Source organism: Chromobacterium sp. FG22, from assembly GCF_057809415.1.
In genome coordinates this window covers 1-18354 of the sequence record NZ_JBMDJX010000039.1, presented here as the reverse complement: position 1 = coordinate 18354, position 18354 = coordinate 1, and the positions used below count along the sequence as shown (strand labels likewise).

15 protein-coding genes are annotated in these 18354 nt (G+C 65.6%); 4 read left to right on the top strand and 11 right to left on the bottom strand.

What is annotated here, in order from left to right; translation table 11 throughout:
* Positions 1–47: 47 nt before the first annotated feature.
* From ACODSD_RS22975 to ACODSD_RS22965, 3 genes are all read right to left on the bottom strand, one after another.
* Positions 48–2714 (bottom strand): collagenase, encoded by a 2667-nt coding sequence (locus ACODSD_RS22975; protein ID WP_488878421.1) that lies wholly within the window; start codon positions 2712–2714, stop codon positions 48–50.
* Positions 2715–2937: 223 nt separating this feature from the next.
* Positions 2938–3819, bottom strand: a complete 882-nt coding sequence (hslO, locus tag ACODSD_RS22970; RefSeq protein ID WP_107798746.1) for an Hsp33 family molecular chaperone HslO — start codon at positions 3817–3819, stop codon at positions 2938–2940.
* Positions 3816–4412 (bottom strand): Ntn hydrolase family protein, encoded by a 597-nt coding sequence (locus tag ACODSD_RS22965; protein ID WP_107798745.1) that lies wholly within the window; start codon positions 4410–4412, stop codon positions 3816–3818. The genes hslO and ACODSD_RS22965 overlap by 4 nt, the downstream gene beginning before the upstream one ends.
* 222 nt (positions 4413–4634) lie before the next feature.
* Between ACODSD_RS22965 and ACODSD_RS22960 the strand changes: the two genes are divergently transcribed.
* On the top strand, positions 4635–5072 hold the full coding sequence (locus ACODSD_RS22960) for a hypothetical protein (protein ID WP_146176588.1): 438 nt from the start codon (positions 4635–4637) through the stop codon (positions 5070–5072).
* On the opposite strand, the gene ACODSD_RS22955 is transcribed toward ACODSD_RS22960, so the two are convergent.
* Positions 5041–5457: an OsmC family protein gene (locus tag ACODSD_RS22955; RefSeq protein ID WP_107798743.1), complete on the bottom strand. Its 417-nt coding sequence runs from the start codon at positions 5455–5457 to the stop codon at positions 5041–5043. The genes ACODSD_RS22960 and ACODSD_RS22955 overlap by 32 nt on opposite strands.
* Before the next feature lie 121 nt (positions 5458–5578).
* On the opposite strand from ACODSD_RS22955, the gene tsaD reads away from it, so the two are divergent.
* The 3 genes from tsaD to ACODSD_RS22940 all read left to right on the top strand — a co-directional run bounded on the left by tsaD (position 5579) and on the right by ACODSD_RS22940 (position 9531).
* Positions 5579–6604, top strand: a complete 1026-nt coding sequence (tsaD, locus tag ACODSD_RS22950) for a tRNA (adenosine(37)-N6)-threonylcarbamoyltransferase complex transferase subunit TsaD (protein WP_227103606.1) — start codon at positions 5579–5581, stop codon at positions 6602–6604.
* 55 nt (positions 6605–6659) lie between these two features.
* Positions 6660–8564 (top strand): ATP-binding cassette domain-containing protein, encoded by a 1905-nt coding sequence (locus tag ACODSD_RS22945; RefSeq protein ID WP_488878420.1) that lies wholly within the window; start codon positions 6660–6662, stop codon positions 8562–8564.
* 208 nt (positions 8565–8772) lie between these two features.
* Positions 8773–9531 (top strand): substrate-binding periplasmic protein, encoded by a 759-nt coding sequence (locus ACODSD_RS22940; RefSeq protein ID WP_488878419.1) that lies wholly within the window; start codon positions 8773–8775, stop codon positions 9529–9531.
* A gap of 46 nt (positions 9532–9577) precedes the next feature.
* Here ACODSD_RS22940 and accD read toward each other — a convergent pair whose 3' ends face one another.
* From accD to ACODSD_RS22905, 7 genes are all read right to left on the bottom strand, one after another.
* Positions 9578–10447, bottom strand: coding sequence for an acetyl-CoA carboxylase, carboxyltransferase subunit beta (accD, locus tag ACODSD_RS22935; RefSeq protein ID WP_107798739.1), 870 nt, complete (start codon positions 10445–10447; stop codon positions 9578–9580).
* A gap of 74 nt (positions 10448–10521) precedes the next feature.
* Positions 10522–11310, bottom strand: coding sequence for a tryptophan synthase subunit alpha (gene trpA / locus ACODSD_RS22930; RefSeq protein ID WP_488878418.1), 789 nt, complete (start codon positions 11308–11310; stop codon positions 10522–10524).
* Between the two features lie 9 nt (positions 11311–11319).
* Positions 11320–12522, bottom strand: a complete 1203-nt coding sequence (gene trpB / locus ACODSD_RS22925; RefSeq protein ID WP_107798737.1) for a tryptophan synthase subunit beta — start codon at positions 12520–12522, stop codon at positions 11320–11322.
* The gene (locus tag ACODSD_RS22920; RefSeq protein WP_227103612.1) at positions 12509–13138 is read right to left on the bottom strand and encodes a phosphoribosylanthranilate isomerase; all 630 of its coding nucleotides are present in this window, start codon (positions 13136–13138) and stop codon (positions 12509–12511) included. The genes trpB and ACODSD_RS22920 overlap by 14 nt, the downstream gene beginning before the upstream one ends.
* 2 nt (positions 13139–13140) lie before the next feature.
* Entirely contained in the window at positions 13141–13932 is a 792-nt protein-coding gene (gene truA, locus ACODSD_RS22915) for a tRNA pseudouridine(38-40) synthase TruA (RefSeq protein WP_488878417.1), read from the bottom strand.
* Positions 13933–14164: 232 nt separating this feature from the next.
* On the bottom strand, positions 14165–16672 hold the full coding sequence (locus tag ACODSD_RS22910; protein ID WP_488878416.1) for a type IV pilus assembly protein FimV: 2508 nt from the start codon (positions 16670–16672) through the stop codon (positions 14165–14167).
* 435 nt (positions 16673–17107) lie between these two features.
* Positions 17108–18354, bottom strand: a 1247-nt coding sequence (locus ACODSD_RS22905) for a motility hub landmark protein FimV (RefSeq protein ID WP_488878415.1), incomplete at its 5' end; no start/stop codon positions are given.

The following is an 18354-nucleotide window of genomic DNA, read 5'->3' as shown; positions in this document are numbered from 1 at the left end:
AGAGCCGGGAATCTCCCGGCTCTTTTCATTCATGCCTCAGACACGCCTCAACCGGCGCGGGCCCAGCACGCCTCGTCCGACATATTCACCGGCGTCGCCAGCAACTGCACCACCACGTCCCGCGTTTGCGCGCCCTTGCGCACGCGCACGGTGATCTGGTCGGCCACGCCCGGCTGATCCTGATCGCGGCGGTAGTTGAAGGCACCGTGGTCGGCCATGACGGCGCGGCCCAGCTTGGGACCGCTCACCAGGCTATAGCCGTCCGGCTCGCCCACGCCTTGCAGCTGGCCGCGCAGGCAGCGCACAGGGCTGGAATAGCTGAGCTTGGCCAAACCCAGTTGGGCATCGCCGCCGCCCGGCTGCGACGGCTGCGACGCAGCCGGACCCAACGGGCCTTCGCAGCGCAGCGCGGCGCGCTTGGCCTTGAAGTCGTAGTCGGTGGCCGCGCAGTTGAGCGCCATCATATTGTTGATGCCGCTGCCGCGCAGCAGGTTCTGCAGGGCGGAGTCCAGGGTCTTGTCCAGCTCCTGGCGCGCCATGGTGGCGGTGCCGGAACGCAAGGGCAAGACGCCGTCGCATTCGAAGCGGCGCAGAGCGCTGCGTTCGCCGTCGGCCCAGACGCGGCACGCCACCGGCAGATGACGGCGCATCGCGCCCTCGATCGCGCCGATCTCGCCGGCCTGCCACTCCGCCTGTTTCAGCCAGTCCACGCCCCGCACGGTCGAGGTATTGCCCAGTTGACCGGCGCGCTGCGCCTCCACCTGGCGGCCCACATAATCGTGGAAGCCCTGCACCAGACCCGCGTCGCGGCCCATTTCCGCCACCAGGGCATCAAAGCGCTTGACGTCGTCGGCGCGCAGCGAGGCCAGGATCTCGGCGATGCGGCCCGGCTGTTGCTGGTTCAGGTAGTAGAACCACAAGGCGGAATGGCTGTAGAAGTCCCAACCGTCGCTATAGCTGGAACGCATGATGCGGGACGGTTCCAGATAGCTTTGCGGCCAGCCGTTGGCCACCACGTCCACCACGTGGCCGCGCACCTTGATGCCGTCGCGCGACGTGCTCCAGGCCATGAATTCGGCGAAGCCCTCGTCGTACCAGGCCATGCGGCGGTCGTCGCGGTAGAAGTCCGAGCTGCCCCACATGCCCGGCTGGATGAAGCGGCCGGACAGATAGTGCACGTACTCGTGGCGCACCAGTTCTTCCAGGCTCAGATAGCTCTCGCGCGGCACTTCGCGCTGGAAGGTGTAGAAGGTGCCGTCCTTTTCGATGTAAATGCCGCCGTTGTCGGTGGACAATTCATTGAGCAGGCCCTGGAAGCGCTGGTAGGCGGTCTTGCTGCCGTAGATCACCATGCGCAATTTGGCGTTGGTGTCGCCGTTCACCGGCTGGCTGATGCCGCTGACCCGGCCCAATTGCGCCTGCACCTGCTTCATCGCGTAGTACAGCGGCTCCACTTCGGCCAGCGCCAGCGGGGTTTCGAACACCAGATTGCCGTTGTCGAAGCTCCAGCTATGCGGGAACAGATGCGTTTTCAGCTCCTGTTCCGCCTGGCAGATGCCGTAGCGCTCGCACGGCACCTTGCCCAGTTTCTTCAAGGCGTACACCGCTTCCGCCCACGAAGCGCCGAACTTCTCCCCGCCCAGCAGGCCGGCCACCGCGTCTTCCGCCAGTTTGGCGGTGCGCGGGTATTGCATGAAGCGGCCGGTTTCGCGCACGGTGTTCAGATACATCTGTTCGTCGGCGAAGGCCGGCTGGCCGGCGCGGGTCAGCCCTGCCAGGCTGGTCGCCAGCGCGTCCAGTTGACCGGCGCCCGCCTTGTCTGCGAAGCCCTCGGTGTAATGCATATTGAACAGGGTGGTCTGCATCGGATGCAGCGCGATGCGCGCCCAGTTGTTCTTAGCCGCGGCGTTGTAGCGGCCGAAGAAGCGCTGCAGCAGCGGCAGCGCGTATTCCTGCTTGCGCACCGAATCCGCCAGAATCATGGTTTCCGCCACCGACTGACGCAGATCGGTCGCCAGATACCAGGCGTCGTGGTCGCCGCTGCCGTCGCGCACCGGCTCGCTCCACAGCGCCGGGTTTTCCGCCAGCGCGCTCACCGCCTGCATCACCGGCTCGTCCACCGGACGGCCGTAATCGCCCACTTCCGCGGCGTGGCTGTACTGGGTGAAGTAGCCGGCTTTCAGGAACACCGCCAGCGGCCACAAGCCGTTGGCGCTCTTGCCGTCCCAGCTTTGCGCGCGGGCGCGGGCCTCGGCCGCCACTTCCCGCATATTCGCCGGCGACACCACCCGGTAGCTGAAGGCGTCCGCCTGGAACAGGCGGTTCATGCACGTGCCCTGCACGCTGGCGACATAGCGCGCCAGCGCCGCGCCGGACAACTGGCCCAGCTTGGCCTCCTCGCAGGCGGCGTACTGCGGCCCGGCCGCGGCCTCCTTGGCGCGGCGCGCGCCGGTCTGCTGCATCGGACCTTGCGGCTTGGCGCCGGGACCGGCGCCGTCGGCCGGCGCGCCAGGCGGCAGGCCGTGCGGATAAGACGGTTTCTCCGACAAAGCCGGAGAATGCGAGGAGTGGCCGGCCTGAGGAAGATTGGCCTGCGGCGCCGGCTGGCTGACCGCTGTTTTTTCGGAATCGCTGACGCAACCGGCCAATAAGGCGGCCGCCATCACGGAAAGACTCAGTGCGCGCACGCCGCTGAGCGAAGCTGTTTTTATCATGACGCTATCCAAGACATTAATAATGTCGCATCAATATTCAGATGCGCATTTCAAATCATATAGAATAGCCATCGTCATGAGAATTCAGTTTAAAATAAAACACCCAATTTAAACCATAATTACAACATTGGTATTTTTACCCTGTTTTTCACCGAAAAAATGGCGTAAAAAAAGCCGCGCAAGCGGCTTCGATAAAGTTTGTTGCCCAACCAAGGGACAGGCGTCAATGCCTGGCCTCGCGCGCGGCGGCGATCACGTCGTAATCAAACAGACGGTTGGCGTCGTCCTCGTCGTAAACGTAATGCTGGTTGCAATAGTCGCAGACGATTTCCACGCTGCCCTGTTCCAGCAACACCTCGCCCACCTCCTGGCCGCCCAACATCTTCAGCATGTCGCCGACGCGTTCACGGCTGCAGTTGCAGGCGAAGCTCACCGTCTCCTGATCAAACACCCGCACCGTTTCCTCGTGGAACAGGCGGTGCAGGACGTCCTCGGCCGGCAGGCCCAGCAGTTCGTCCGCCCTCAGCGTGGCGCCCAGCATCTGGATGCGCTCCCAGCCTTCCGGATCGCCATGGCCTTCCGGCAGTTTCTGCAACAGCATGCCGGCGGCGGTTTCGTCGCTGGAGGCCAGGATCAGCCGAGTTTCCAGCTGCTCGGAACGCAGCATGTAGTTCTCCAGCATCTCGCCTATGCTGTCGCCCTCCAGCGCCACGATGCCCTGCCAGGTTTGCGCCTTGTCCACGCGCGGCTCCAGCGTCACCACAAAACGCCCGTGCCCGCCCAGCAAGGACTGGATGGAAGCGTCGTCGGCAATGCCGTCGTCCCACTTGGCGGTGGCGCGGATGGTGCGGTCGTTATTGCACTCCACCACCGCCAGCTTCAGGGCGCCGGCGCCGTGAAGCTGCAGGATCAGCGCGCCGTCGAACTTGAGGTTGGCGGCCATCAGCTCGGCCGCCGCCATCATTTCGCCGACGATCTTCTTCATGGCCGGCGGGTAGCTGCGGCGGGCCAACACCTGCTGCCAGGCGCCGTCCAGGCGCACCAAGGCGCCGCGCACCGGCGCGCCGTCAAACAAAAATCGTTGCAATCTGTCTTGTGTGCTCATGCTGTGTCTTTCTTTTCCTTGTCCGCCGCCAGCTCTACGGTATAGACCGTCATCGGCATCGAAGAGCTGACGTCGAATTCGCAGCCGGCGCGCACGCCGATTTCGGCGATTTCGCGCGCGCTCAGCGCCTGGTCGTACACCGCGTACATCGCGCCCATCGCGAACTTGCGGCCGGAGCCTATCGCCCAGATGCGGGAAAACTCATAGATCTCGCGCATGGGGTAAACCCCGAAAATGCCGTGACGGTTGGCGATCACCACCATCATCTGGCTGGATTCGTACGGATCTTCCTCGTCCTCCTCGGGACGCAGGTAGAAACCGTCCTTCAGCTTGGGATGCAGCTTGCGGAAGGTCTCGAAAATGCCCTGGCGGCTGCTCAAGTCTTTTTTCTTCAACTCCTTCAGCGCGCCTTGCAGCACCAGGTCATGCGCGGCCGAGCCGGAGATGGCCAGATAGCTGTCCCCGTGCTGGAAAATCTTGTTGTGGAAACAATCATAGCCGGCCAGCAGCTTCTGGTCGTCGCCAAAAGTGGTCTGGCTGTCTGCGGCGATCGCAATCTGATCGCCCTTTCTTACCGCCACGATGGTAGTCATCCCTGCGCCTTTTTCGTCGATGGCGGCCCCGGGTTCAGCAGCCGCGCAAAACCGCCTATTGTATCGGCTTACGCCCGGCAACCCAAGCTTTGCGCCCGCGGCCGGCTTTGGGGGAGATGGGGACCGCCGGCGCGAATCTCAAGGCCGCAGCGCGGCCGCGACGAGATGACAAAGCGGGTTTTTATCGATACAATGATATTGATTCTCATTTACAAAAAAGCCATGCAATTCCACGCTCAAGACTTTCCCATCGTCTGGCTGGATCGCCGCCGCCCGGATGGACAGCAGCCCACCGACATCTTCGCCACGCTGGACCAGCTGCTGCTCCAGCAACGTCCCTTCGTCTTCATCGCCAAGGAACCGGCCCCCACCGAGCTGGACCTGCACGCGCGCATCATCCGCAAGATGGCGGCGCTGTGGGTCAAGGACAACCGGCTGCAAATCCGCCAGCTGATCCGGGGCACCATCGTGATCGCTCCTCTGACCGACCAACAGCGCTATCTGGACGAGTTCGCGCCGCGCTTCGAAAAATTCTGGGGCTATCCGCTGCGCCACCGCCCGGACTGCGACGCGGCGCTGAACCTGGCGGCGGAACTGCTGGCCGGCCCGCCCGCCGTCGGCCACGCTCTCAGGCGTCGCGCAGTTCGAAATCGTGGCTGATGTCGGCGGTCTTGCCCAGCATGATGGAGGCGGAACAGTATTTCTCCGCCGACAGCCTGATCGCCCGCTCCACCGCGTCCGCCTTCAGTTCGCGCCCGCTCACCACAAAGTGGAAATGAATGCGGGTGAACACCTTGGGCTCCTCCTCGGCGCGCTCGGCCTCGATCTCCACCCAGCAATCGCTGACCTGCTGCCGCGATTTCTTCAGAATGGTGATCACATCGTAGCTGGTGCAGCCGGCGGTGCCCAAGAGCAACAGCTCCATGGGCCGCGGCCCCAGATTCCTGCCGCCGCCCTCCGGCGCGCCGTCCATCACCACCGCGTGACCGCTGCCGCTTTCGCCCAGAAAACACACGCCGTCCACCCACTTCAACCTGGCTTTCATCCCCGCCTCTCCTCATAGTAGGAATTCCGAAACGACCTAGCCTAACATCCGGATTTGGGCGAACAAAGATTCACCGGTAAAATAGAAAGATTGTCCCGCTATATCCGAGCTGCGCCCAAACATGCTGGTACTAGGTATTGAATCTTCCTGCGACGAAACCGGAGTCGCTTTGTACGACACAGACGGCGGCCTGCTGGCCCACCAACTGCACACTCAGATGGCCATGCACGCCGAATACGGCGGCGTGGTCCCCGAGCTGGCCAGCCGCGACCACATCCGCCGCGCCATCCCGCTGACCGAGGCCTGCCTGGCCGAGGCCGGCAAGACCCTGGCCGACCTCGACGCCATCGCCTACACCCAGGGCCCCGGCCTAGGCGGCGCGTTGCTGGTGGGCGCCAGCGTGGCCAACGCGCTGGCCTTCGGCCTGAACATCCCGGTGCTGGGCGTCCATCATCTGGAAGGCCATCTGCTGTCTCCTCTGCTGGCCGAGCCCAAGCCCGAGTTCCCCTTCCTGGCCCTGCTGGTTTCCGGCGGCCACACGCAGCTGATGGCGGTGCGCGGCGTAGGCGACTACCAAATCCTGGGCGAAACCCTGGACGACGCCGCCGGCGAGGCCTTCGACAAGACCGCCAAACTGCTGGGCCTGCCCTATCCCGGCGGCCCGCTGCTGTCGCGGCTGGCCGAGGAAGGCGACCCGGCCCGCTTCACCCTGCCGCGGCCCATGCTGAACTCCGGCGATCTGGACATGAGCTTTTCCGGGCTGAAAACCGCGGTGCTGACGCTGAGCAAGCAGGTGGCGGACGCCGACGGCCACATCGACGAACAGACGCGCAAGGACATCTGCCGCGCCTTCCAGGAAGCCATCGTCGAAGTGCTGACCAAGAAATCGCTGGCCGCGCTCAAGCAGTGCGGCATGAAGCGGCTGGTGGTGGCCGGCGGCGTCGGCGCCAACAAGCAGCTGCGCGCCGCGCTGGACGAGGCCGCGCGCCGTCGCCGCTTCGAAGTCTTCTATCCTCCGCTGGCGCTGTGCACCGACAACGGCGCGATGATCGCCTTCGCCGGCGCGATGCGGCTGAAACACGCCCAAGCCCCCGGCAGTTACTCGATCAAGCCGCGCTGGGATCTCAGCGCGCTGCCCCCGGCCTGACCCACACCCATGCGCCGCGCCGGCCGCGAACGCCGGCGCGGCCGTTCGGACTCCTATGATTCAACTCAAAAACCTCAATCTGCGCCGCGGCCTGAAAGAATTGCTGCTAGGCGCCAACCTGACGCTCAACCCCGGCTACAAGACCGGCCTCACCGGCGCCAACGGCGCCGGCAAATCCAGCCTGTTCGCGCTCTTGATGGGCGAATTGCACGCCGACAGCGGCGACGCGCTGCTGCCGCCGCACTGGACCATCGCCCATGTGGCGCAGGAAACGCCGGCGCTGGAACGCTCGGCGCTGGACTACGTGCTGGACGGCGACCATGAGCTGCGCCAGCTGGAACAGGGGCTGCGGGACGCCGAAGAGCGGCACGACGGCAACGCCATCGGCCATCTGCACGGCGAACTGGCGCGCATCGACGCCTACGCCGCGCCGGCGCGCGCCGGCAAGCTGCTGACCGGCCTGGGCTTCGACGTGGACGCCCAGCAACGGCCGGTGGCCAGCTTCTCCGGCGGCTGGCGCATGCGCCTCAACCTGGCCCAGGCGCTGATGTGCCGCTCCGACCTGCTGCTGCTGGACGAACCCACCAACCACCTGGACCTGGAAACCGTGCTGTGGCTGGAAGACTGGCTGCAAGGCTATCCGGGCACCCTGCTGATGATTTCCCACGACCGCGACTTCCTGGACAGCGTCTGCGACCACATCGTCGAAGTCGCCAACCAGGAACTGACGCTGTACACCGGCAACTACAGCCAGTTCGAAGTGATGCGCGCGGAAAAACTGGCGCGTCAGCAAGGCGAATACGAAAAACAGCAGCGCCAGATCGCCCACCTGGAATCCTTCGTCAACCGCTTCAAGGCCAAGGCGTCCAAGGCGCGCCAGGCGCAAAGCCGGGTCAAGGCGCTGGAAAAGCTGGAGCGCATCGCGCCGGCCCACGTGGCTTCGCCGTTCGACTTCCACTTCGACAGCCCGGACAACCTGCCCAATCCGCTGCTGAAGCTGGAACAGGCCGACGTCGGCTACGGCTCCGCCGCCATTCTTAGCGGACTGAATCTATCGGTGGAGGCCGGCGCGCGCATCGGCCTGCTCGGCGTCAACGGCGCCGGCAAATCCACCCTGGTCAAGCTGCTGTCCGGCGACCTTGCGCCGCTGCGCGGCGAAGTCGTCAACGCGCAGACGCTGAAGATAGGCTATTTCGCCCAGCACACGCTGGAAACCCTGCGCGAAGACGAGACGCCGCTGCAGCATATGCAAAGACTGGCGCCCACCACGCGCGAACTGGAGTTGCGCAGCTTCCTGGGCGGCTTCAACTTCCGTGGCGACGCCGCCACCGATCCGGTGGGCCCGATGTCCGGCGGCGAGAAAGCGCGGCTGGCGCTGGCGATGATAGTCTGGCAAAAACCCAATCTGCTGCTGCTGGACGAACCCACCAACCACCTGGACCTGGAAATGCGCCACGCGCTGACCATGGCCTTGCAGGATTTCAGCGGCGCGCTGATCGTGGTGTCCCACGACCGCAGCCTGCTGGAAGCCACCACCGACATCTTCTGGCTGGTCAGCCACGGCAAGGTGCAGCCCTTCGACGGCGACCTGGAGGATTATCGCCAGTGGCGGCTGACCCTGCTCGCCGACGCCGGCAAGCCCTCGTCCGGAGACGCCCAGGGCCTGAATCGCAAGGAACAGAAACGCCAGGAGGCGGAAGCGCGGCAACGGCTGTCCCTGCTGCGCAAACCGCTGCAGAACAAGCTGAACAAGCTGGAAAAGGAACTGGACCAGCTCAGCGCGGCGAAAGCCGAACTGGACGGCTTCATGGCCTCCGCCGACGCCTACGAGGACGCCAACCGGCAACGGCTGGCCGACGCGGTGCGCCGCCAGGGCGAGGTGGCGACCCGTCTGGCCGAAGTGGAGGAAGCCTGGCTGGATGCCCAGGCCGAACTGGAGGCCTTGGAACAGGCGGAATGAAGGCGGCGGCGGCCCGGGTTTTCCACAGCAATCGCCGGATAACTGTGTGGATAACCCCGGCCGGACACCAAAAAAACTTTTGCAATTAGCCACTTGCCTCTTACGCTTATAAAAAAGGCAAATCCGGGGAACTTTCCCACCTTGCCAATGGGCAAATCTGGTGACAGCATGTGGATAAGACCGGCAACTCCATGATTGCAAAAAACAAATGACTGCCGCCCATTTTTTACGCAAGGCCGCGCAACGCCTTCCCCGCCGCCACGCATGCCCGTCGCCCATCCGACGCGTCCTGCTTGCCGGCCTGCTGCTCGCCGCCGCCGCCGCCGCCGAGCCCCCCATCCGGCTCAACACCCATCAGCAAGCTCCGCTTTCCTTCCGCAAGGAGGACGGCAGCGCCGACGGCCTGGCGGTGCAAGTGGTGCAATGCGCGCTCAAACAACTGCAACGCCCCTACTCCATCGCCTTCCTGCCGTGGCCTCGCGCGCAATGGCAGGTGCAGCACCAGCAGGCCGACGCCTTCTTCACCGCCACGCCGTCCGCGGAGCGCGACGGCTACGCGGTGTTGTCCGCCCCCATCCTGCCTTACGAGCGGCGCTGGTATCTGCTGAAGGACAATCCGCAATCCCCGTCCGGCAGCGATTTCAAGCGCCAGGGCCGCACCGCCGCCTTCAACGGCTCCAATATGGACGACTGGCTGCGCGAACACGGCTACCAGCTCACCTCCACCCCGCCCAATAGCGAACAGCTGGTCAAGATGCTGCTGAGCCGCCGCGTCGACGCCATTCTCGGCAACGCCTACGTGGTGGACGCGCTGATCGCCAAGATGGGCGTGCAGGAGCAGCTGCGCAGCGAACTGGCGCAAAGCCTGCCCTTCGGCGTCTACTTCGGCAAAGCCTTTCTCGCCCGCGAATCGCCGCAGTTCCTGACGCAATTCAATCGCGCGGTGCAAACCTGCCGCGCCAAATAAAAAAGCCGCCATCTCTGGCGGCTTTTCAATGCGGCTTGGCTGCGGATCAGACCGGAGCCGGCTCCTTCATCAGCAGCGTGGACAGCTCCGCCAGCTTGCGCTTCAGCTCGCGGCGGTCCACCACCATGTCCACCGCGCCCTTGCTCAGCAGGAACTCGGCGCGCTGAAAGCCTTCCGGCAAGGTTTCGCGCACGGTTTGCTCGATCACCCGCGCGCCGGCGAAACCGATGCGCGCCTTGGGTTCGGCCAGCACCACGTCGCCCAGGAAGGCGAAGGAGGCGGACACGCCGCCCATGGTCGGGTCGGTCAGGATCGAGATGAAGGGCAGCTTGGCGTCGGTCAGCAGCTGCAAGGCCGCGCTGGTCTTGGCCATCTGCATCAGCGAGTTCAAGCCTTCCTGCATCCGCGCGCCGCCGGAAGCGGCCACGCAGATGAAGGGCGCCTTGGCCTCCACCGCGGCGCGCACGCCGCGCACGAAGCGCTCGCCCACCACCGAGCCCATGGAGCCGCCGATGAATTTGAATTCAAACGCGGCCACCACCACCGGCATCGATTCGATGCTGCCCTGCATCACCACCAGCGCGTCGTCCTCGCCGGTGTCGCTCTTGGCGGCGGTCAGGCGGTCCGGATATTTCTTGCTGTCCTTGAACTTCAGGATATCCACCGGCTTGACCTCTTCGCCCAACTCGCGACGGCCTTCTTCATCCAGCAGCAGGTTCAGACGTTCGCGCGCGGTCAGCGGATGGTGGTGATTACACTTGGGACACACCTGCAGATTGCTCTCCAGATCGGTGTAATACAACACGGCTTCGCATTCCGGGCACTTGCTCCAAAGCCCCTCCGGTACCGCGGAAGGTTTGTCGGCGCGGTTGTCGCGCTTGATCTTCGGCGGCAGGAGCTTATTCAACCAGCTCATGCTGACTCCTTGATTCTTGGGCCCGCCGCCAAACGGCGGGCACAGTAAAACGGGGGCTGAGCCCCCGCAGTGTTCTATCGGATGGCGGCCTTCAGTTCGGCCACCAGACGGGTTAACCGCTCTTTGGCGGTTTCGGGTGTCGCCGCCTCAATTTCCTGCACCAAACGGCTGCCCACCACCACCGCGTCTGCGGCGGCGGAGATCGCCTTGGCTGTCGCACCGTCGCGAATGCCAAAGCCGACGCCTATCGGTACGGTCAAATATTCTCTAAGGGCAGCAATTTTACGCGCTACGTCGTCAATGTCCAGATGCCCGGCGCCGGTCACCCCCTTCAGAGACACATAATAGACGTATCCGCGCGCCAGTTTGGCGATTTCCGCCACACGTTGCGGCGGCGTGGTGGGCGCGATCAGAAATACCGGATCCAGGCCGTTGGCGGTCAAGGCCGCCGACAGATCGGCGGATTCCTCCGGCGGGCTGTCCACAGTCAGCACCCCGTCGACGCCGGCGGCCTTGGCCGCCGCGGCGAAGTCCTGATAGCCCATGGCGAACACCGGATTCAGATAACCCATCAGCACCACCGGGGTGTGATCGTTGTCGCGGCGGAACGCCGCCACCAGATCCAGCACCTGGCGCAGACCCACTTTGTGGACCAGAGCGCGCTCGGAGGCGCGCTGGATCACCGGGCCGTCGGCCATCGGATCGGAAAACGGCACCCCCAGTTCGATGATGTCGGCGCCGCCCTCCACCAGGCCGTGCATCAGTTGCACGGTCAGCTGCGGCGACGGGTCGCCGGCGGTGATGAAGGGGATCAGCGCCTTGCTGCCGGCCAGCGCTTCAAAACATTTGGCGATACGTGACATAGCGCCTCCTTACAGAGTGATGCCGGCAAGACCGGCCACAGTGTTGATGTCCTTGTCGCCGCGGCCGGACAGATTGACCAGAATCACCTGGTCCTTGCCCATCTTCGGCGCTTCCTTGACGGCCCAGGCCAGCGCGTGGCTGGACTCCAGCGCCGGGATGATGCCCTCGAAGTGACAACAGTCGTGGAAGGCGCGCAAAGCCTCGTCGTCGTTGATCGCCACGTAGTCGGCGCGGCCGATGTCCTTCAGGTAGCTGTGCTCCGGCCCCACGCCCGGATAATCCAGGCCGGCGGACACCGAATGGGTTTCCACCACCTGGCCGTTCTCGTCCTGCATCAGATAGCTCTTGGCGCCGTGCAACACGCCCAGGGGCGCGCCGCCGGAAATCGGCGCCGCGTGCTTGCCGGAATCCAGGCCCAGACCGCCGGCCTCTACGCCCACCATGCGCACGCCGTCCACGCCGATATACGGGTAGAACATGCCGATGGCGTTGGAGCCGCCGCCGACGCAAGCCACCACCACATCCGGCTGGCGGCCGATCACTTCCGGCATCTGCACCTTGGCCTCCTCGCCGATCACGGACACGAAATCGCGCACCAGCATCGGATAGGGATGCGGACCGGCCGCGGTGCCCAGGATGTAGAAGGTGCTGTCGATATTGGTCACCCAGTCTCGCATCGCCTCGTTCAGGGCGTCCTTCAGCGTCTTGGAACCGGACTCCACCGGCACCACGGTGGCGCCCAGCAGCTTCATGCGGAACACATTGGGCGATTGGCGCTTGATGTCCTCGGCGCCCATATACACCACGCACTCCATGCCGTAGCGCGCCGCCACGGTGGCGGAGGCCACGCCGTGCTGGCCGGCGCCGGTTTCGGCGATCACCCGCTTCTTGCCCATGCGCCGCGCCAGCAGCGCCTGGCCGATGGCGTTGTTGATCTTGTGCGCGCCGGTGTGGTTCAGGTCTTCGCGCTTCAGATAGATCTGCGCGCCGCCCAGTTGCTCGGACCAGCGCTTGGCGTGGTAGACCGGGCTGGGCCGGCCGACGTAGTGCTTGAGCTCGTGGCGGAATTCTTCCCAGAACGACGGGTCGGCCTTGACGCGAGCGTACTCGTTTTTCAGCTCGTCCAGCGCCGCCATCAAGGTTTCGGCGACATAGACGCCGCCATGCGGGCCAAAATGGCCCTGGGCGTCCGGCAGGTCATAACGATCCATGTCTAACTCCTGATATGAATGCCGCCATTCTGGCGGCATCTTTGATTCCCTTGGACGCCTCCACACCGCTGGAGACGTCGACCGCGGCCGGGCGCACCTGCGCCACCGCCGCCGCCACATTGTGTTCGTCCAGGCCTCCGGACAGGATCAGCGGCAGAGGCAAGGCCTCCGGCAGCAAGCTCCAGTCGAAGGTGGCGCCGGTGCCGCCGTGCGCGCCTTCGACGAAGGCGTCGCTCAGCACCGCGCGCGCGTCCGGGTAGGCGGCGGCGATCTCGGCCAGGTCCACGCCCGGCTTCACCCGCACCGCTTTCAGATAAGGCCGCTGGAAAGAGCGGCAGAAGGCGGCGTCTTCCTCGCCGTGGAACTGCAAGATGTCGATCGCGCAGGCGGCCAGCACTTCGCGCACGTACTCCGGCTCCGGATTGACGAACAAGGCCACCACGCTGACGAAGGGCGGCAGCGCCGCGATCACCGCGCGCGCCTGCTCGAGGTCGACATGGCGCGGGCTCTTGGCGTAGAACACCAGGCCGATGGCGTCGGCGCCCAGCCGCGCGGCCTCGACGCCGTCTTCCGGCCGGGTAATGCCGCAAATCTTGATTCGGGTCGTGCCGCCCACTCTCATCTCCACAAAGCCAGCCGCGCGGCGTCCGCCTGCGACGGCAAATCGTATATTTCCGGATAACCCACGCCGGTCAGGTACAAACCGTCCGGCATGAAAGTGGGCGGCGCGAAGGTGCGGTCGCGCGCGGCCAGCAAGCCCGCTATCTCATCCGCGCGCAAAGCGCCCTTGCCCACGTAGACCAGCGCGCCGACGATATTGCGCACCATATGATGCAGAAAGGCGTCCGCCAGCAGATCGAAGCGGATCAGGCCGTCTTGCTCGCTGATGTCCAGCCGCTGCAAATCCTTGAGCGGCGATTTGGCCTGACACTCCGAGGCGCGGAAACTGGAAAAATCATGCCGCCCCAACAGATGCGCCGCCGCCTCTCGCATCGCCGCCACGTCCAGCGCCTGATGAAACCAGCCCATCTTGCCGGCCAGCAGACAGGGCCGCACCGGGCTGGTCAGCAGAAAATAGCTGTAACTGCGGGAAAACGCCGAAAAACGCGCGTGAAAATCCGCCGACACCTCCCGCGCCCACACCACCGCCACCTCAGCCGGCAGCAAGGCGTTGACGCCGCGCACCCAGGCGTTCAGCGGCCGCTCGGCCGGGCTGTCGAAATGCACCACTTGCATGGCCGCATGCACGCCGGCGTCGGTCCTGCCCGCGGCCAGCGTGCCGATGGCCTCCACGCCGGCGATCTGCGCGATCGCCTGATTCAATCTGTCCTGCACCGTATTGCCATGCGGCTGAGTCTGCCAGCCGGCGAACGCCCGACCGTCATACTCGATGCCGAGCGCTATCCTCATGCCCACACCTTCTTCAAACTCCGACGCGGCGCGCCGCGTCGTTTCAGCAATAAAGCACTCACTCTACCTTATCCTGCCCGGTTTGCGCCACGACCAAACGATGACGTTTGCTGCGAACGCACGAGAAAAGCGCCCAACCGCGGCATAAGACGCCGTCGAAGCAAAACGAAAAGAGGCCGGCTCGCGTCAAGCGCGGCCGACCTCTTCCATGCGCGCGGGCGCGACCGGCGCTTTAGCGGCCGGCCTCCTTCATCAAGGCGTCCGCGGTTTCTTTGTCGCCCATCTCCAGATACAACTTGGCCAACTCCATTTTCTCCTCGTCCGGGCTCGCCGCGGCTGCCGGGGCGGGCGTCGGCGCTGCCGCGACGGGCGCGGGTGCCGGTGTGGGCGCTGCCGCGACGGGGGCCGCGGGAGCGGCCACAGGCGCAGGCTCGGCAGCCGCGGGCGGCGGCGCATCCGCCGCTGGCTCGGGCTTGGCCTGGGCGAACAGCGGATGGCCTGGCGCGACGGTCTGGCCGATTTCGCACACCCTCATCCATAAGGTGCTGTCCTTGCCGAACACGCCCTTGGCGGTGGTGGCCTCGGCGATGAACATCTGCTTGTCCTGCTGGGTGGACAAGACTTCCAGCAATTTGTAGCGCAAATCCTGCCGCATCGGCTCGTGAGCCAAGCCTTCGCGCAGAATCTCCAAAGCCTGGTCGTCGCGGCCGTAGGCCAGGTAGACGTCGGCTTCGGCCACCCGGTCCACCGAGGACAGGTCGATGCCGTCGCCCTTCTTCAAGGAGCTCATCAAGGTTGTCAACGGCCCCAACATCGACGCGCCCGCCGCCGTGCCGCTCAAGGCTGGCGCGGCGGGCTCGTCCTTGCCGCCGCCCTTGCGTTTGCGCCGCGCCAGCAGCAAGGCCACCAGGCCCAGCGCCGCCGCGGCCCCGCCCAGCTTCCAGCGCATGGACTCGTCGGACAAGGCCGCGGCCAATTCGTCCGTCCAGCCATTGGCCGCCGCCGTGACCGGCGTAGCCTTGCTGTCGACAGGCGTGGCCGGCGGCGGCTCGTGCTGAGCGGCCGCTTCGACAACCGGAGGCTTCTCCGCGTGTTCCGCCGTCGCCGCCTGCGGCGCGGACGCCGCCGCGACCGGCATGGAACTGACGGCCGCCACCTTGGGTTCCGGCTTGGGTTCCGGCTTGGTCTCGACCTTGGGCTCCGGCGCGGACTCGGGGCCGGGCTCTCTTTCCGCCGGCGCTGGGGCCGGCGCGGCCTTGGCCGCCGCCTGGCGCTGGTAATCCTGGATTTTCTGTTCCAGCGCCTTGGCCCGCTGCTCGGCTTGCTGCAGGGCCTGGTCTTGCCGCTGCAGCATCTGCTGCAAATGCCGTTCCTGCTGCGACGGCGCGACCGCTTGCCTCGGGGCTTCCGCCGCCGGAGCCGGTTTGGACGCTTCCTTGGCGACAGGCGGATGCGCCGGCGCGAGCGGAGCGGCCGGCTTGGCCGCCGATTTGGCCTCTACGGGTTTGTGCTCCTGCGGTTTGTGCTCCTGCGGTTTGGATTCCGGCGGCTTGTGTTCCTGCCGCGCGGCTTCCGGCTGCTTGCGTTCCGGGGGCTTCTGCGCCGGAGGCTGATGCTCCTGCGGCGCGCGCGCCTGGGGCTTGCTGTCTTGCGGCGCGCTTTTCTCAGCCGCGCGGGCCTCGGGCGAAACCGCCGGCCGCTTAGGCTCCGCGGCGCGGGCGGCGCTCTGGCCGCGCAGTTGCCACTCCGACGGATATTCCAGCGCCACGCCGGCGCGCAGGCGGTTGGCGTCTCCGGCGATGAAGGCCTCGGGATTGCCTTGCAATAGTTGCTGCGCCACCGCGCCCGACTCCCCGCCGCCGCGCACGCGGCTGGCGATGCCGGACAGCGTATCGCCCTTGAGCACCCGGTACACTTTCAAACCCTGCGTCTTGGCGACGGGAGCCGGCTTGGCCGCCGAATGGGGATCCAGCAACACCGAGTAGTTTTTCTGCGCCTTGAGCTTGCCCGCCGCTACCTCCAGCCGGAAGGCCAGCATCGGCTCGGTCACCGGCTGCTCAGTGCGCAATTGCACATTGAACCGGCCTTTGGCCACTTTTTCGACGTGGGGCACGATGGAAGCCACCAGACGCACTTGCTGGGCGTTGGGCTCGCCCTGGGCCGCCACAGCGAACAAGGCCAGCCGCGGCGGTTCCGCCTGATCCAAGGCGCTGCCCTGCAAAGTCAGCTCCAACAGCAAGGGTTCGCCCAGACGGGAACGCAGGCGGGCGTCGCTCAGGCCCAAGGAATCCAGCCGCGGCGAGGCGTCGACGCCGGCCAGCGGCTTCTTGCCCTCCTCCCGCGCCGGCGCGGGCTTGTTGCGCGGGCCGTCTCGCCGATAATCCACTTCGAATTCGCGCACTAACCGGCCCGCCGGCCAACTCAGATCCACGGCGAAGCGCAACAGCGGCTCCGGATAACTGGCGGCGCCCTTGACCTGGATTTTCTGAACATTGCCGTCCGGTTTGCGGACGATGGAAAACTGCAGGCTGCCGGCGGAACCGCTGTAAGTGGACAACAGCGGATAGCGGTTGCGATCCGCCAGGCCCACCAGCACATTGTCGGAGGGCTCCTCGTCCACCACCGGAATTTCCGCCAGGAAAGGCTCGCCATCGGCGGACAACACCCGGATCGGCCCCAAGCCGGCCGTAGCGGCCGCCGCCAGACCAAGACCGGCCAGCAGCGACGCGATTTGACTCATGCGTGTCTTGAAAGACATGAACGAATTTCCCCACCCTCATTCTTCGAAGCCGCCGCGCCGCTTGCCTTGGCCGGCAGCCGGGTCTCGACAGGCCCTTATAACGTTTTAATTATTGCAACGAAACTATACAACAACCACTTAGCGAGGATAAATCGGGCATCCCCGCCTCATTGCATCCAGGCAATGGCCAAAAAAGCCACACATTTTCCGGTTTTTCGCCTAAAAACCACGCACTGGCGCGAGATCGTCAAGCGGCGGGAGGAGTGACTCCATCCCGCCGCTCATTGCCTTTGAAGCTGCCCCATGTCCGCAGCGCCGCGTCGGACGTTCACGGCGAGCACCGCTTCGCAATCCTCATGCGCCAAGCGGACACCCGCTTTCTCAGCCGTTTTCGCCTTGGCTCGCGAGACATTGAACCGGCTTTCAGCCTCTATCTCAGGCGCTGATCGTGGCCAGCAAGGCCTCGGCCTCCGCCTTGAGCGGCCCCTGCGCCTCGGCGATCAGATCCTGCAATACTTCTTTGGCGCCGTCGCGGTCTCCCATGTCCAGATAAACCTTGGCCAAGTCCAGCTTGGTGGCCAGCGGGTCGTCCAGCACCGACATGCCTTCGGCCTGCGCCGCCGCAGGGGCTTCCGCCTCGGCGGCCGGCGTTTCCGCCAACATGTCCTCGTACAGGGACTCGAAGCCCGCGGGCGGGGCCGCTTGCGGCGCCGGCGCTTCCGCTGCGGCCGGCGCTTCCGCCGCCATGCCTTCCAGATTGAAGTCGAAGTCCAGCAAATTGTTTTCCGCCGGCGCCGGCGCCGCGGGCGCGGGCTCCGGCTTGGGTTCGGCCGCGGGCGGCGTCAGTTCCGTGTCCAGATCGAAATTGAGCAGATTGGCTTCCTCCGCCTTCTCCTCCTCGGCCTGAGGTTCGGCGAACAGCGCGGCCAAGGGATCGTCCTCGGGCGCGGCCGCTTCCGGCGCGGCGACCGGTTCAGGCGCGGCGGCCGGCTCCGTCGGCGCGGCCTCGGGCTCGCCGAACAATTCCCGGTCCAGATCGATGCCGCCCGGGGGCGACGTCGGCGCGGGCGCGGCTTCGATGTCCTCGCCCTCGCCGTCCGACAAGTACAAAGAGTTGGTCGGGTCTATCGAGCGCCCCATCGCCGCTGCCTTGGCCCAGATCGGACCATGGCCGTCGAAGGTGGCGTGCATTTCCCGCGCCAGTTTTTCAAAGCTGGCGACGTCCGGCCGCGCCGCGTAGATCTCCATCAGCTTCAGCCTGACTTCCTGGCGCGACGGATCTTTGGCCAGCGCGTCCTTGAGGATGTCCTCGGCCTGCACGTCGCGGCCGTAGGCGATGTACACCTCGGCTTCCGCCACCGGGTCGACTTCGGCCGCGTCGATGGCGCCGGCCGCCTGGGTGAAGTTGCTCATGAAGGAATGGCCGCCGCCCACCGACGGCGGCTCCATGCCGGAAGACGCGCCGCGGCTCAGAGCGGCGCTGGTATTGTTGGCGGACAGCGACAAGGGCTTGCCGCCCTTGCGCCGGCGCGCCAGCAGCAGGCCCAGAGCGCCCAACAGGCCCAGGCCGGCCACGCCGCCGCCCACCAGCGGCAGATGGTCTATCACTTTATCCAGCAGCGAAGGTTCCGGCGGCGGAGGCGCCGCCGCCGGCTTGGCCGCGGGCTTGTGCTCCGCCGGGG

Excerpts from the sequence above, each read along its gene's own strand:
- ACODSD_RS22975 (WP_488878421.1), bottom strand. The coding sequence starts at position 2,714 with ATGATAAAAACAGCTTCGCTCAGCGGCGTGCGCGCACTGAGTCTTTCC.
- hslO (WP_107798746.1), bottom strand. The coding sequence starts at position 3,819 with ATGAGCACACAAGACAGATTGCAACGATTTTTGTTTGACGGCGCGCCG.
- ACODSD_RS22965 (WP_107798745.1), bottom strand. The coding sequence starts at position 4,412 with ATGACTACCATCGTGGCGGTAAGAAAGGGCGATCAGATTGCGATCGCC.
- ACODSD_RS22960 (WP_146176588.1), top strand. The coding sequence starts at position 4,635 with ATGCAATTCCACGCTCAAGACTTTCCCATCGTCTGGCTGGATCGCCGC.
- ACODSD_RS22955 (WP_107798743.1), bottom strand. The coding sequence starts at position 5,457 with ATGAAAGCCAGGTTGAAGTGGGTGGACGGCGTGTGTTTTCTGGGCGAA.
- tsaD (WP_227103606.1), top strand. The coding sequence starts at position 5,579 with ATGCTGGTACTAGGTATTGAATCTTCCTGCGACGAAACCGGAGTCGCT.
- ACODSD_RS22945 (WP_488878420.1), top strand. The coding sequence starts at position 6,660 with ATGATTCAACTCAAAAACCTCAATCTGCGCCGCGGCCTGAAAGAATTG.
- ACODSD_RS22940 (WP_488878419.1), top strand. The coding sequence starts at position 8,773 with ATGACTGCCGCCCATTTTTTACGCAAGGCCGCGCAACGCCTTCCCCGC.
- accD (WP_107798739.1), bottom strand. The coding sequence starts at position 10,447 with ATGAGCTGGTTGAATAAGCTCCTGCCGCCGAAGATCAAGCGCGACAAC.
- trpA (WP_488878418.1), bottom strand. The coding sequence starts at position 11,310 with ATGTCACGTATCGCCAAATGTTTTGAAGCGCTGGCCGGCAGCAAGGCG.
- trpB (WP_107798737.1), bottom strand. The coding sequence starts at position 12,522 with ATGGATCGTTATGACCTGCCGGACGCCCAGGGCCATTTTGGCCCGCAT.
- truA (WP_488878417.1), bottom strand. The coding sequence starts at position 13,932 with ATGAGGATAGCGCTCGGCATCGAGTATGACGGTCGGGCGTTCGCCGGC.
- ACODSD_RS22910 (WP_488878416.1), bottom strand. The coding sequence starts at position 16,672 with ATGAGTCAAATCGCGTCGCTGCTGGCCGGTCTTGGTCTGGCGGCGGCC.